Source organism: Eubacterium sp. SB2, from assembly GCF_001244405.1.
Taxonomy (GTDB): domain Bacteria; phylum Bacillota; class Clostridia; order Lachnospirales; family Lachnospiraceae; genus Faecalicatena; species Faecalicatena contortus_B.
Genome location: NZ_LN865153.1, coordinates 877,036 through 891,823, shown reverse-complemented (window position 1 = coordinate 891,823; position 14,788 = coordinate 877,036). Strand labels below are relative to the sequence as shown.

General features: G+C 47.1%; 14 protein-coding genes. 13 read left to right on the top strand and 1 reads right to left on the bottom strand.

The features are described from left to right. Positions 1-607 precede the first annotated feature (607 nt). From pyrE to BN1938_RS16245, 10 genes are all read left to right on the top strand, one after another. Entirely contained in the window at positions 608-1,282 is a 675-nt protein-coding gene (gene pyrE, locus BN1938_RS16290) for an orotate phosphoribosyltransferase (RefSeq protein WP_050641591.1), read from the top strand. Positions 1,283-1,294: 12 nt separating this feature from the next. Then, positions 1,295-1,444, top strand: coding sequence for a hypothetical protein (locus BN1938_RS23720; RefSeq protein WP_025654989.1), 150 nt, complete (start codon positions 1,295-1,297; stop codon positions 1,442-1,444). 34 nt (positions 1,445-1,478) lie between these two features. Then, positions 1,479-1,952: a VanZ family protein gene (locus BN1938_RS16280; protein WP_025654990.1), complete on the top strand. Its 474-nt coding sequence runs from the start codon at positions 1,479-1,481 to the stop codon at positions 1,950-1,952. Then, on the top strand, positions 1,930-2,298 hold the full coding sequence (locus tag BN1938_RS16275; RefSeq protein WP_082203037.1) for a DUF6142 family protein: 369 nt from the start codon (positions 1,930-1,932) through the stop codon (positions 2,296-2,298). The genes BN1938_RS16280 and BN1938_RS16275 overlap by 23 nt, the downstream gene beginning before the upstream one ends. Before the next feature lies 1 nt (position 2,299). Next, entirely contained in the window at positions 2,300-4,372 is a 2,073-nt protein-coding gene (locus BN1938_RS16270; RefSeq protein WP_050641590.1) for an aminopeptidase, read from the top strand. A gap of 63 nt (positions 4,373-4,435) precedes the next feature. Further along, entirely contained in the window at positions 4,436-4,948 is a 513-nt protein-coding gene (purE, locus tag BN1938_RS16265; RefSeq protein WP_050641589.1) for a 5-(carboxyamino)imidazole ribonucleotide mutase, read from the top strand. Between the two features lie 25 nt (positions 4,949-4,973). Continuing rightward, positions 4,974-5,999 carry a phosphoribosylformylglycinamidine cyclo-ligase gene (gene purM / locus BN1938_RS16260; RefSeq protein WP_050641588.1) on the top strand — a complete coding sequence of 342 codons (1,026 nt, stop codon included), beginning with the start codon at positions 4,974-4,976 and terminating at the stop codon, positions 5,997-5,999. Continuing rightward, a complete protein-coding gene (gene purN, locus BN1938_RS16255; RefSeq protein WP_050641587.1) occupies positions 5,993-6,619 on the top strand; it encodes a phosphoribosylglycinamide formyltransferase in 627 nt (208 codons plus the stop codon). Before purM ends, purN begins: the two co-directional genes overlap by 7 nt. 11 nt (positions 6,620-6,630) lie before the next feature. After that, complete coding sequence (gene purD, locus BN1938_RS16250) at positions 6,631-7,902, top strand: phosphoribosylamine--glycine ligase (protein WP_050641586.1); 1,272 nt, start codon at positions 6,631-6,633, stop codon at positions 7,900-7,902. A 217-nt stretch (positions 7,903-8,119) separates the two neighbouring features. Further along, complete coding sequence (locus BN1938_RS16245; protein WP_050641585.1) at positions 8,120-9,646, top strand: response regulator transcription factor; 1,527 nt, start codon at positions 8,120-8,122, stop codon at positions 9,644-9,646. Positions 9,647-9,693: 47 nt separating this feature from the next. On the opposite strand, the gene BN1938_RS16240 is transcribed toward BN1938_RS16245, so the two are convergent. Further along, positions 9,694-11,451: a sensor histidine kinase gene (locus BN1938_RS16240; protein WP_050641584.1), complete on the bottom strand. Its 1,758-nt coding sequence runs from the start codon at positions 11,449-11,451 to the stop codon at positions 9,694-9,696. Positions 11,452-11,717: 266 nt separating this feature from the next. Between BN1938_RS16240 and BN1938_RS16235 the strand changes: the two genes are divergently transcribed. The 3 genes from BN1938_RS16235 to BN1938_RS16225 all read left to right on the top strand — a co-directional run bounded on the left by BN1938_RS16235 (position 11,718) and on the right by BN1938_RS16225 (position 14,786). Beyond that, positions 11,718-12,983, top strand: a complete 1,266-nt coding sequence (locus tag BN1938_RS16235) for an ABC transporter substrate-binding protein (RefSeq protein ID WP_050641583.1) — start codon at positions 11,718-11,720, stop codon at positions 12,981-12,983. A 68-nt stretch (positions 12,984-13,051) separates the two neighbouring features. Then, entirely contained in the window at positions 13,052-13,957 is a 906-nt protein-coding gene (locus tag BN1938_RS16230; protein WP_148487240.1) for a carbohydrate ABC transporter permease, read from the top strand. Beyond that, on the top strand, positions 13,947-14,786 hold the full coding sequence (locus BN1938_RS16225; RefSeq protein WP_050641581.1) for a carbohydrate ABC transporter permease: 840 nt from the start codon (positions 13,947-13,949) through the stop codon (positions 14,784-14,786). Before BN1938_RS16230 ends, BN1938_RS16225 begins: the two co-directional genes overlap by 11 nt. Positions 14,787-14,788 lie beyond the last annotated feature (2 nt).

The window sequence follows — 14,788 nt, the reverse complement described above, 5'->3', positions numbered from 1 at the left end:
CCCCGGAGGGGTTCCGTGCGGTTGCAGCGGATGGGACAGAATTGGTGGAACTTTTATATTAGCGCTAAGTTATTAAGCATATTTTTAACTGAATTGACAAATGACTTTAAAGTAAGCCAATCGCTTTTTATAAAACTTGCTGGGATAAGAGCGTTACGCCAATTCAATACCATAAGCTTCCCCCGCTTGAGGCCCTCCTTAGGAACGTGCCTTTTCCTGCCGGTCGGATGAACCAGCTCCATGAAGGGATCGCCGAAAGCCTTCCGGCGATCCCTTCATGGAGCGTCCCCATCCGTGCCGCGGCTAAAGCGCGTCACTAACTCCCGATTTAGTTGTTGGCTGGGATGTAAAAAGTAACGTCTGAACAGTAACTGCTCCTGTTTAATTTCTGCGTACCGCTGATTCCTTAATTGAAAATATATGGAAGGTGTGGTAAAATTGTAAAGAAATTTACTTGCACTTATTCCGCTTTTGAGGAAAAAGGCATCGATGAGAAAACGCAGAGCAATTTTCAAAACACTGGAGCGGCAGAGTTAAAACCATGCGGCTGAGATTAAAAAATCATGAAGAGGGCAGCAAGCCCTGCAAATACGGAGGTTAATAACATATGGAACAGTACAAGCAGGAATTTATTGAGTTTATGATCGACTGTGAGGTTCTGAAATTCGGAGATTTTGTAACAAAGAGCGGCAGGAAGACGCCTTTTTTTGTAAATACAGGATTTTACCGCACAGGTACACAGCTGAGAAAGTTAGGTGAATATTACGCAAAGGCAATTGAGCAGAAGTTTGGCTTTGATTTTGATGTTTTATTCGGACCGGCATACAAAGGAATCCCGCTGACCGTGGCTGCAACGATGGCTATCAGCGAGTTTTACGGAAAAGAGATCCGCTACTGCTCAAACAGAAAAGAAGTGAAGGATCACGGGGACAAGGGAATCCTGCTTGGCAGCCCGATGCAGGACGGGGACAAGGTTGTGATTATCGAGGATGTCACTACTGCGGGAACTTCCATTCAGGAGACACTGCCGATTATCAAAGCACAGGGAGACGTATCCCCAATCGGGCTTGTTGTTTCAGTAGACCGCATGGAGCGGGGACAGGGAACCAAGAGCGCGCTGGCTGAGATTCAGGAAACATACGGGCTGGAGACGACGGCAATCGTGACGATGGCCGAGGTTGTAGAGCACCTGTACAACAGACCTTACAAAGGAAAAATCATCATAGATGACACATTAAAAGCAGCAATTGATGCATATTACGAGCAATATGGCGTAAAGTAAGGAGGTAGTATTATGGAAAAAGCCTACAAGACTATGCAAAGCGCAGGTGTGGGGAGCATCGTGCTGGGGATCATTATGATTGTGACAGGAGTGGCAGCGGGAATTATTTCTATTATTAATGGCGCCCGCCTTCTGAAAAACAAGAATCAGATTACATTTTAACCGAGAGTACTCAGTAAATTAAAGGGGTAAAATTTTGAGCCAGAAACAAGTAAAAAAGATCCGTACCCTGGGGAAAGTGTTGTTTGTTCTTTACATTTTCTTTCTCCTTTATTTTCTGATCTTTTCAGACTGGTACGGGCGGACTGGTGTTTCAAGGGAATACCAGTATAATTTAGTACTATTCAAAGAGATAAAGCGATTCATCGAATACCGGGAAGAATTGGGAGCCTTCGCGGTATTCACTAATTTATTCGGAAATATTCTTATATTCATGCCTTTCGGGTTTTTTATTTCCATGGCGAGCAGGGCCAGAGGTTTTTTTATGACACTGTTTTACAGCTTTGGCCTGAGCCTGTGCGTGGAGGTTTTCCAGCTTTTGACAAAGGTAGGCAGCTTTGATGTGGATGATCTTCTGCTGAACACGATTGGCGGCGTGCTGGGATATATTTTGTTCTCAATTTGCAATACGATAAGGAGAAGGCATTATGGGCATGGCAAAAAGTACTAAAGACAGACAGAAGGAAAAGGACCGCAAGAAGCGGGGTTCCAGAAAATACGGGCAGGCCAAGTTCAAGCACTCCCGTATGGGGATCTATTCCTGCGTCTTTGCGGGAGGCGCGCTTGCCATCCTTCTGATCTGCATTCTGGCGGCGTTTGTCATGCGCGGCAATACATTCGGGCTGATCGGAGGACTGGGCATTGTCGCTATCGTGCTGGCGGCGCTTGGAGTCCGGGCATCGGTAAAAGGAATGCGGGAACGGGAAAAGCGTTATATAACCTGTAAAGCAGGCATGGCGGGAAATATCGTAATTCTGCTGGGCCTGGCAGCGATATTTTTAGGAGGTCTAATGTAATATGGAAGAGAAAGAATGGAAGGCAGAAAGAAACAGTGAGTTCGGAGAACGGCATGAGCTTGCAATAGACAGGATCAGAAGGGTGGCCGTGGAAGAATCGGTTGGCGGGGCTTTCCGGCCCTTTTTTCAAGGAACAGCGGCATTCCTGCTTCAGCTGGAGGACGTGCGGCAGCTGATCGAAAGTGGAGAATGGGGGCACTTAAGCCTCAGGCAGATGCAGGATATCAACCAGGCGCTGTACGCGGATATTCTGGAGGAAAATTACGGGCACAGTTATGCGGATCCGGCATATGCGGTAAAGCAGCTGGGAGAAGAATACGGGCAGTTATTGAGTCTCCTGTACACAGAGCTGCGGGGCGGAATTCCTTTTGTTTTTGAGAACCGCCTGGATTATCTGACCATACAGAATGAACTGTTTATTGAAATTTATAACAGCTTTGAAGCTGAAGAACTGCCGGAATATAAAACACTGAAAGACATGATTTACTGGTATGCCAGCGATTACTGTGACGTGTTTTTGGCAGACCGGATTGAGGAACAGATTTGTCCCTGTTATTCCTTTGCGGCGGATATCATAATGGGAGCGGATCTGGATGACGAGAGGTATCTGTACCGCTTTGGAGAATACATTACGGAAAATGAGCTGGGAACAGCCAGGCATCTGAACGGGCTGCCCGAAGAGACTCTGCGGAAGATGGCGGATGTGTATACGGAGGGGTACCGTGTCGGATTTATCAACACCGGAAAGGATCTGTCCATAAAATCAGTGGTCAATATCCGCTATTCTCTCGGATTTGAAAAGGTCGTAAAGCTTGCTATTGAAAATTTCGCAAAAATGGGGCTTAAGCCGGTGATTTACCGGGCATCCTCCAGTGTTATAACCAAGAGGGAACATCTGAAGATCGGGTACTGCGGGGCCATTGCCAACAAGCAGTATGAATACGACCACCGCCATGATCAGGCATTATTTATGGACAAGCGCTACATCGAGCGGAAGCTGGATGTCATTAAAAATACTTATGAAAAGAATAAAGAGCAGGCCGCACAGTTTGCAGGCCCGGCCGTGATGGAAATCTTCGGGGAGAAGCCATTTTCTCCAAAGGCGAAGCCGGAGGCAGTAAGCTGCAGTGAGGCACAGCGTTCCCTGGCCCTTCTCTTTGACAGCAAGTCCGGTCAGATGACAAACCAATATATCAAAGGGGAAGAGAGAAGTTTTACTATAATTGCTTATCCGGTTCCCGAGATCGGGGAGGATTATGCGGCCATTTTTGATGAAGTGATCCGCATCAACACACTGGATGCCGGGCTTTATGAAAAAGTCCAGCAGGTTATGATTGATGCCCTGGATCAGGGCGAGTGTGTCCGCATTCTTGGAAAAGGAGAGAACCAGACGGATCTGACAGTGCAGCTGCGGCGCCTGACAGACCCGGAGAAGGAAACCATATTCGAGAACTGCGTGGCCGATGTCAACATTCCGGTCGGCGAAGTATTTACCTCACCGGTACTGGAGGGAACAAACGGTGTCCTGCATGTGGGATGTGTCTATCTGAATGAACTGCAGTATCTGAACCTGAAGATTACATTCAAAGACGGCATGATAACAGATTACACATGCACGAACTTTGAGAATGAGGAAGATAACAGCACGTATATCTATGAAAATATTCTCCATAACCACAAGACCCTGCCCCTCGGAGAATTTGCAATCGGCACCAACACGACGGCGTATGTGGCGGCGAAGAAGTACGGGATTGAAGACAAAATGCCCATACTGATTGCGGAAAAAATGGGACCTCATTTTGCAGTGGGAGACACCTGTTACAGCTGGAGCGAGGACATCCGTGTGTATAATCCGAACGGCAAGGAAATCGTGGCAAAAGACAACACAGTCTCTATGCTGAGAAAAGAAGACGTGGCAAAGGCATATTTCCAGTGCCACACAGATATAACCATACCTTATGAAGAGTTAGAAGAAATAAGTGTAGTGACAAAAGAAGGAAATGATATTATACTATTGAAGGATGGCAGGTTCGTACTTGAAGGAACAGAGGCTCTCAACGAGCCCTTTAATTAAAGAGCGTATCTGCTCGCATGGAACAGATACGGAAGCGTACAAAATGAGAAAGGTGGAAGAGACATGCCAAAAGTAGGAATAGTAATGGGAAGCGACTCTGACCTGAAGGTTATGAGTAAGGCTGCAAGTATGCTGGAGAAGCTGGGAATTGATTACGAGATGACCATTATCTCAGCACACCGCGAGCCGGATGTATTTTTCGAGTGGGCGAAGGCCGCAGAGGGTAAAGGAATTAAGGTAATCATTGCAGGAGCAGGTATGGCGGCACACCTTCCGGGGATGTGCGCAGCGCTGTTCCCTATGCCGGTCGTAGGCGTGCCGATGTCAGGGAAGAACCTGGGCGGAGAGGACGCTCTGTTTTCAATCGTACAGATGCCGCCGGGAATTCCGGTTGCAACTGTGGCTATCGACGGCGGAATGAATGCAGCAATCCTGGCAGCAAAGATCCTGGCTACCTCGGACGAGGCGCTTCTGGACAAGTTGAAAGCATACTCCGTTGAGATGAAGGAGACTGTGCAGGGAAAAGCAGCCAAACTGGAAGAAATCGGATACGAAGCATACCTTGAAAATAAATAGAAGCGGCAGATTGGAGAAAAATAATATGGATTATAAGAACGCGGGTGTTGATATAGAAGCTGGCTATAAGTCAGTGGAGCTCATGAAAAAGCATGTGCAGGAGACCATGAGATCAGAGGTACTGACGAATCTGGGCGGGTTCTCAGGCGCATTTTCCCTGGAGAAGTTTAAAAATATGGAGAAGCCGACACTGGTATCCGGAACTGACGGTGTAGGTACAAAGCTGAAGCTGGCTTTTATTTTGGATAAACATGACACAGTCGGCATTGACTGCGTGGCAATGTGTGTCAATGATATTGCCTGTGCAGGAGGGGAGCCCTTATTCTTCCTGGATTACATTGCATGCGGCAAGAATGAACCGGAGAAGATTGCAACCATCGTCAGCGGTGTGGCAGAGGGATGCAAGCAGTCCAATGCGGCCCTGATCGGCGGGGAGACGGCGGAGATGCCGGGCTTCTATCCGGTAGATGAGTATGACCTGGCTGGTTTTGCAGTGGGCATTGTAGATGAAAAAGACCTGATCACAGGCAAAGACCTGAAGGCCGGAGACGTGCTGATCGGCATGGCGTCCTCAGGTGTTCACAGCAATGGATTCTCTCTTGTGAGAAATGTATTTAACATGAAGAGAGAGGCGTTGGATACATATTATGACAGCCTTGGAAAGACATTGGGAGAAGCGCTCCTTGTACCGACAAAGATCTATGTAAAGGCACTGCGCAGCATCAAAGAGGCAGGGGTAACAATTAAGGCATGCAGCCATATTACAGGCGGCGGATTTTACGAGAATGTTCCGCGTATGCTCAAGGATGACACCCGCGCGGTGATCCAAAAGGACAGCTATCCGATTCCGCCGATCTTTCATATGTTATCCGTGGACGGCGAGATTGAAGAGCAGATGATGTACAATACGTTTAACATGGGACTCGGCATGATCATGGCAGTGGACGAGGCGGATGTGGATAAGACTATGGAGGCCATTCAGGCTGCCGGGGAAGATCCGTATGTAGTCGGCCGGATTGAAGCCGGAGAAAAAGGAGTTACCTTATGCTAAAGATCGTTGTTCTGGTGTCAGGCGGCGGGACTAATCTGCAGGCGGTGATCGACGGTGTCAAAGGCGGAGCTATATCGAATACGGAGATCGTGGGTGTGATCAGCAACAATAAAAATGCCCGTGCTCTGGAGCGTGCCAGTGCGAATGGAATCAGCGCCTGCTGTATATCACCCAAAGACTACGAATCCAGAGAGGTGTTTAATGCAAAGCTTTTGGAGGCGGTAGATACATATGAGCCCGACCTGATTGTACTTGCCGGATTCCTGGTTGTCATACCTCCGGCTATGACAGCAAAATATAAGAACCGCATGATCAATATTCATCCGTCTCTGATACCGGCTTTCTGCGGAAAAGGTTATTACGGGCTGAAGGTACATGAAGCAGCCCTGGAGCGCGGCGTAAAAGTAGCCGGCGCCACGGTGCATTTTGTAGATGAAGGGACGGATACGGGGCCCATCATCCTGCAGAAGGCGGTAGAAGTAGAGCAGGGGGACACCCCGGAGATTCTGCAGCGCAGAGTGATGGAACAGGCAGAGTGGAAGATCCTGCCCATGGCAATCGATTTGATTGCGAATGATAAAGTAAGAGTAGTGGACGGAAAAACAGTAATTACGAAATAGAGGAGGCTGCTATGAAGGTATTGATTGTAGGAAGCGGTGGAAGAGAACATGCGATTGCGGCAAGCGCGGCAAAGAGCAGCAAGGTGGAAAAGATGTACTGTGCACCTGGAAACGCAGGAATTGCGGAGTATGCAGAGTGTGTGGAGATCAAAGCCATGGAATTTGACAAGCTGACAGCTTTTGCGAAGGAGGCAGAGATCGACCTTGTGATCGTTGGCATGGATGACCCTCTGGTGGGCGGTCTTGTGGATGAACTGGAAGCCGTCGGAATCCGTACATTCGGGCCGCGCAAAAATGCGGCAATTTTGGAAGGCTCCAAAGCATTTTCAAAAGATCTGATGAAGAAATATAACATACCTACAGCAGGTTACGAGAACTTTACAGATCCGGACAAGGCGCTCGCCTATCTGGAAACGGCAAAGTTTCCGATTGTCCTGAAGGCGGACGGGCTGGCGCTTGGTAAGGGCGTGCTGATCTGCAATACCCTGGAGGAGGCGAAGGAAGGCGTGAAGACCATCATGCTGGATAAGAAGTTCGGCTCCGCAGGAAACGAGATGGTAATCGAGGAATTCATGACGGGACGTGAGGTATCTGTGCTTTCTTTTGTTGACGGAAAGACCATTAAGACGATGACCTCTGCGCAGGACCACAAGAGGGCCGGGGACGGAGACACCGGGCTGAATACCGGCGGCATGGGAACATTTTCCCCAAGCCCGTTTTACACGAAGGAAGTAGAAGCGTTTTGTAATAAGTATGTCTATCAGGCCACGGTAGATGCCATGGCGGCAGAGGGGAGAGCGTTTAAAGGCGTGATCTTCTTCGGGCTGATGCTGACGGAGGAAGGACCCAAGGTGCTGGAATACAATGCACGTTTCGGGGATCCGGAAGCCCAGGTGGTGCTGCCGCGCATGAAGAATGACCTGATCGAAGTCGTTGAGGCTTGCATCGACGGTACGCTGGACCAGATTGATCTTCAGTTCGAGGACAATGCGGCAGTATGCGTTGTGCTGGCTTCGGACGGATATCCGGTTCAGTATGACAAGGGATTCGAGGTTACCGGGCTGGAAGAGTTCAAAAAGCATGAGGGGTATTACTGCTTCCATGCAGGGACAAAGTTCGACGGAGATAAGATCGTTACAAACGGCGGACGTGTGCTGGGAGTAACGGCAAAAGGAAAAGATCTTAAAGAGGCAAGGGCAAACGCCTATGCCGCAACTGAATGGGTAAAATTTGACAATAAATACATGCGCCATGATATTGGGAAAGCGATTGATGAATTTTAGGATTCGCGGCCGGCGCGCCAAATGAAGGGATCGCCGTCAGCTTTCCAAATGCACCTATGCCATTGTAAAGTGCATTTGGAAGGCTGACGGCGATCCCTTTATGCTGCGTCCCATCTGTCCACAAGGCTGAAGCCTGTACGTCTGCCAGAAAGTGTAATAGACTTTAAGATAAAAGGATAGTATAATTGAGAAAAATGTGCGTGCATGAGGGACAATTATGAATTTGATGATTATTGATGATGATAAGCAGATTAGAGAGGGGATCAGCCGGGGAATTAAGTGGGAGGCGATTGGGATAGACCAGGTTGCCGCGTTCCAGGACGGGATAGATGCCGTCAAAGCCTTTCCGGAATTTATGCCCGATATTGTTCTCTGCGATGTGTGTATGCCGGAGATGAACGGAATTGAATTTTTGCGGGAGGTTAAGCGGCTGAATCCTGATATCCGCGTGATTTTGATCAGCGGTTATTCTGATTTTGAGTATGTACAGCAGGCAATTAAGCTGGGGGCAATCGATTATGAGCTGAAACCACTTAATGCTCGTTCTCTGATTCGGCGGGTGACGGATCTGCGGGATGAGATCCTAAAGGAAAGGAATTCTTCCATATTGCAGTTGAAGTACCGGCAGGAATACAAAAGAAATACCTTTCAGAAAATATTAAAAGGCGAGATTGAGGATTACAATATCACAAAAGAGTTTTTTGAAAATCATTATGGATTGGAGAACTTAAATGAATTTCTGATGATGCTGATGATTCAGGATTACGGGGAGGCACTGTCAGACGAAGACGGTTTGCTCAGCGCGGTTGAATCCGAACTGAATGAAAAATACGGCGGGGACGGTGTCATCATAAAGATGGAGAATAAATATCTGGTTCTCGTCAAAGTTGTAAACTCCGCTCTTTACATACAGGAAAGGTCAGTAGGGCTGGCCCGTCTCTTCCAGAGGCTGGTGAAAGCATATCCAAAACAGAAGATCACGGCAGTTTTGTCCGGAATGTATTCCATCAGGCGGCTGTCAAAGGCATATAAAAACCTGGAAAAGCTCGGGGAGTACAGATTCTATACCGGGCCCGGGCAGCTGCTTGAAGAATCTAAGACGGAATGTAAAGAAGAAATTGGCATATCTGTAACAGAAAGGGGAAAAGCACTGATTCAGGCAGCGGCCGCAGGTCAGGACTGCACGGAACTGGTGGATGCTATTGGAGAATGCTGGAGACGCTCGCTTGAACCATCCCCAGCCGAGATAAAATCCTGCCTTATGGGATGGCTCTATGAACTTGCATCCCAGCAGCAGGGACTTCCCGACCCTGCCGCTTTTGCAAAACGTATGGAGGGAATGTCCTATTTGGAGGACATCTTAGAGGAGTACAAGGCATTTCTGTCCAGGTCGATTGCGGCAAAACTGGAGAGAGAACGCAGCCATTACGGCCATACCGTGGGGGCCGCCGTTAAATTTTTGCAGGAGCATTACAGAGAAGCTGTTTCTGTGGAACAGGTGGCTAAATATGTGCAGAAGTCACCAAATTATTTCAGCGCATTGTTTAAAAAGGAGACGGGCGTGACATTTTCACAGTATATGAATCAGCTTCGGATTGCGGAGGCGAAACGGCTGCTGCGGGAGACAATACTCCCGCTGTCGGAGATTGCTGTCCTTGCCGGATATACGGATTATGCATACTTTGTCTCTGTATTTAAAAAACTGGAAGGGTGTTCTCCTTCCAGTCTTCGGAAAAAAATGTAGTCGCAAAACGTCCCGCTGCTCATGTCGTGCCAAACGGATCCATGCTGTTAGCGGAGTATACTGTTTGAGGCCTCATAGGGCAGGGCAAGCGTGACACAGGTTCCGACTTCCTTTTTGCTGGAGAAGGACAGGCCGAATTCTTCCCCGTAGTGAAGCTTGATGCGGTCATCGATGTTTCTCAGAGCAAATACAGAAGAGTCTTCTGCTTCACTGCGAAGCCTTTTTTGTATCTCATGTTCGTCGGTTCCGGCCCCGTTATCTTTTACTTCAATATACAGGCGGCAATCATCAGTGTAAGCGGTTATACGGATGCTGCCGCCTTCTTTTTTAGGCTCCAGCCCGTGCAGCAGTGAGTTTTCAACGAGCGGCTGAATCAGCAGCTTCAGTATGCGGTATTCCCGGAGAGGTTCAGGAATCGCTACGGTGAGACGTACTCTGCTGTCATAGCGTTTTTCCATGATGAACATATAGTTCTGCAGAAAATCCACCTCGCTCTGTATCGTTACCAGATCCGATCCCTTGCTGAGGACATGGCGGAAAATTGCAGAAAGGGCTTCGATCTGTTCGCTGGTATCATATGCTCCTTCAGTGATAGCGAGCCAGTGGATTGAATCCAGCGTATTGTAGAGGAAATGCGGATTAATCTGCATAACCAGGGCCGCCATCTCCGCCTCCTGCTGCTTGATTTTCCCAAGGTATACTTCATTGATAAGGTGCTTCAGCCTCTCAGACATATCTATAAAATCCTGACTCAGCTGCCCAATCTCATCCCTGGACTCGTAAGGGAGTATAAGGTCAAAATTACCATCTTTCATTTTTTCTATTTCCTGAATCAGCCCACCAATCGGTTCTACCACATATTTCTTCTGGAGTACGGAGAACATAAATCCGAAAAAAATGCAGATCGTAAGGGAAACACCCAGAATAGCAGCAAGAGCCATCTCGAGGCTTCCGTAAGCAGAGTAGGGGACCAAATTCAGGAAAACAAAGTCGGAAATATCACTTTTATAATAATAGCACAGCACTTTACCGTCGGAACCGTTTAAAATCAGATAGCTGCTTGAGCCTGTCATCGCGTCTTTATTGCTGAGATAGAGATCCGATTTCTTCCCGAGTTCTTGTTTATTGTCTGAGCACATAACGGTTCCGTCGCTTTTCAAGATCTTGGATGTGGAGGACAGCGGATTCAGATACGTTGTATACAGGGTGTGAAGCGCCGATTCCTGGATGCTGACAGACAGCATGCCCACGGTCTGATTGATGTCATGATAATAGTCATAAATATTGGAATAATAGGTAATTACAGGACCCGATTCCGTATCATAATTGGTGGACGGGACGGGCAGAATGTGTGCAGGCGCCCAGTAATGTCCATACGTGCTTTCATAAGCACTGTTGAGGAAAGCGTGATTTTCTTTTTCAATATAGACGCCCCGCTGAAAAATGATCTGCTTATTGGAGCTGATTGTAAAATTCTTATAGTAGGGATAACGATCCATCAGATCCTGAAAATAGTTGCTGATATCATAATAATTTTTATTGTTTGCGGTTCCGTCGACCAAGCGGAAAATGGGATTGGCGGTGACCGCGGAGAGGCCGATGTTCTCTGTATAGGTCAGAATGGACTCAATATCTTTCGCACTGTTTTTGAACGATTCCAGTTCCTGTGCATACTTTTCCTTGCGGTTCAGATTCCCCATATAAAAATACGTAACCATTCCGAATATAGTGATCGGAAGGATAATAAAAAGAAAGAGCGAAAAATACAAACGTTTTTTCAAGGACATATTTCTTATATAATTCATTTTCGGCAGCTCTCCTTTTATCGAACTAAATTATTCCCCAAAACGGGCGCTATCCTGTTGAAATCTGCTTTTGTATAATGGGGACGAACGTTTTTTGTCATTATAGAGAGTAGCCGGGACTTTGTCAATCATTTTAAGCAAATCGTAGAATAACAAAAAAAGTAGTAGAAATTTCAAATATTTTAAAGTGCAGAAAGTATTTATAATTGAATTATGAAAACAAAAGAGAAACAAAAGTAAAAAGGTGTAAAGGAGAGAGGATTTAAATGAAAAGAAAAAGTGTATGTATTACCTTAGTAGCCCTGGCGGCAATGCTTACGGCGGCAGGCTGCGGATCATCCGGTAAGGAGAGTGGGAAAGGGGAGGATAAGTCGTCTTCCGCATCGAAAGAAGCGGTGGTAATTATTGAAGGAGATTCTATTCCGAATGGGACATGGAACTTGGAATATTTGAAAGAAAAACTTCCGGATGTAAAATTTGTGAATAAAACCTTTGATAATAACACAATTGAAAAAACGATCAAAACTGCCTTTACGGCTGGGGAGTCTATCGATCTGTCCATGTACTGGCCAAATAAAATGCAGAATTTCCTGACCTCAGACATGGCGCTTGACCTCACGCCATATCTGGAGGAAGACCCTGAATGGAAAGACTCCTTCGTGGAGGGTGCGCTGGATGTGGGAACCTACGATGGAAAAGTGTATTCTATTCCGGATTCCACCGTTTATCCGCTGATCGAGGTGAATACGGCCATTTTGGAAGAAGCGGGAGTGGAAGTACAGGAATCATGGACCTGGGATGAATTCATGGATGCGTGTGCTAAGATCAAAGAAAACACCAAAGCATTTCCGATTGGAATCCGCGCAGAACTGGCAAACTGGACGGTCAGAAACGGGCTTCTTCAGGTTTGGGATTCCGAGGAAGAGCTGGAATCGTTTAATGCCGGAGAGATCTCATTTACAGATAAAAGAGTCGTTGATGTCTTTGAAAAAGTTGCGGAACTCTATGACAACTACTGCTATCCTGGCGAAGGCGCAATATCAGTGACCGGTGATGAGGTAAATGCGGCATTTGCAAACGGCGATGTGGCAATGGTTGCAGAGGTGAATTCCATGGCAAAGAAAAGCATTGAAAACTCCGGTCTGGATACCGTCAGAATCGTAAGCTGGCCCATGATGGGAAGCGGAGAACTGGATTATATACTGGGCGGCTGTACAGGATACTTTATCCCATCCAATGTGAAAGACAAAGATCTGTCTGTCGAAATGTTAAAGCTGCTGACAAGCCAGGAAGTATTTGAGCATGCAGCGGAAAACGGCACTGTGACACCAGTGGAAACAACGGGTGGCAGTGACGACCCAAATGCGAAAGATTACGCGAGGGATTCAGGAAGAGTATATCCAACGGAAATCATGGGACTTTCCTCAGAGCTGTTTGATTATATCACACAGAATGTTCCCGCTAATTATCTGTTCTATGGAGATCAGTCTCTGGAGGAAATGGACACGATGAGAAAGGCTGCTGAAAAATAAGTACAAAAGTTGTGAGGCTGTTGCATACAAGTGGCAGCCTCTTCATTATAGAAAGGACTCTGTAAAACGTGGATGCAATTAAGAATCATTCAAAACTAAACAAGAAAATAACTACAGTCGGAATTATATTTATGATTCCTGCCGTGCTGCTGATTATATATACCGTAATTATACCGATTATCTGGAATGTGGTATTGTCTTTCTGTGAATGGAACGGCAATTCCGGCATCAAATTTATCGGGCTTACAAACTATAAGGAAATTCTGCTCGATGCTTCCATGAAGAAAACCATATACAATTCACTGTTTATTGCCCTGGTGTCTACCGTGGAAGCAATGATACTAGGCACGCTGTGTGCCCTGTTCATTTACCGGATGGGCAGGCGGGAAGGAGCGCTTTACCGGTTTGTATTTTTTGCCCCAAGTATGCTGCCGATGACGGTGATCGGCCTTCTGTTCACCTTCATTCTGGCGCCGGATAAAGGGCTGTTGAATTCTTTTCTGCAGGTGATCGGGCTGGAAAGCCTGAAACATGCATGGCTGTCGGATCCATCCACGGTGCTGTGGGCCGTCGCATCGGTACAGGGCTGGCGGTTCAGCGGAATCATCATGATTCTGGTGTACGGAGGGCTGATCTCCATACCGGGGAGTCTGTTCGAATCGGCAAGGCTGGACGGGGCATCCTACTGGATGGAAGTGAAGATGATCATTATGCCTCTTGTAAAGCCGACCATTCAGCTGGCGCTTTCCATGATGCTGCTTTGGGCGTTTAAGACCTACGATATGGTATGGGCGCTGACCAAGGGCGGGCCGGGGGATCTGTCCAAGACAGCGCCGATCAAGATGATAGAGGTGGCCTTCAGCTACAACCGTTTTGGAAGCGGCGCTGCACTGGGGCTGATCCTTACGGTGGTTGTTATGATATGTATTATAGTTGCGAGACGGCTGATGAAAGGAGAAGTCTATGAATACTAAAAAAATATCGATTTCAAAATGGATGATCAGACTGCTCCTTCTATTGTCAATGATTGTGTGTATCATTCCCATTTACTTTTCTGGTATTACGTCTTTTAAAACAATGCAGGAATTCTATGCGGATGTGTGGAGTCTCCCAAAGGTGCTGCACCTGGAAAATTACGTGGAAGCCTTTGTGACCGGAAAGATCGGCAGTTACTTTATCAACAGTGTGATCATTACAGCGGTAACCGTCATACTGATCCAGATATTCAGTATCCTGTGCGCCTATGCACTGGCAAGACTGAAGGTGCCGCATGTGGAGCTGATCGTTCTCATTCTTCTGGGAATTCAGATTCTGCCCACAGAGACAATGGTAATTCCGCTCTATATGATGATGACGAAAATGAGTATCCTGAAAGTTACATATCTGTCGCAGATACTGGCCTATGCGGGGTGGTCGCTGCCCGGCACCATAATTATTATGAAAAACTTTTTTCAGTCTATCCCCGGCGAACTTCTGGAGGCTGCCAGAATCGACGGCAGCAGCGAGGTCAATACAATGGTCAAGGTGATACTGCCCCTGATGAAAAGTTCCGTAATGACCTGTATCGTCATGAATTTCAGCTTTGCATGGGGCGAGCTGATGTGGGCACAGATTTCCACACTTTTGACGGACAAAGGGATTCCGCTGACTGTGGGGCTTTTAAACTTCCAGGGTGAATTTGGAACCCAGTGGCCGCCGCTGTGTGCTGCTATTATCATGATTTTAATTCCGCTGTTTATTTTGTTTGGATTTGCGCAGAAATATTTTGTCGCAGGCCTGACAGCGGGGAGTGTGAAAGGATAAAT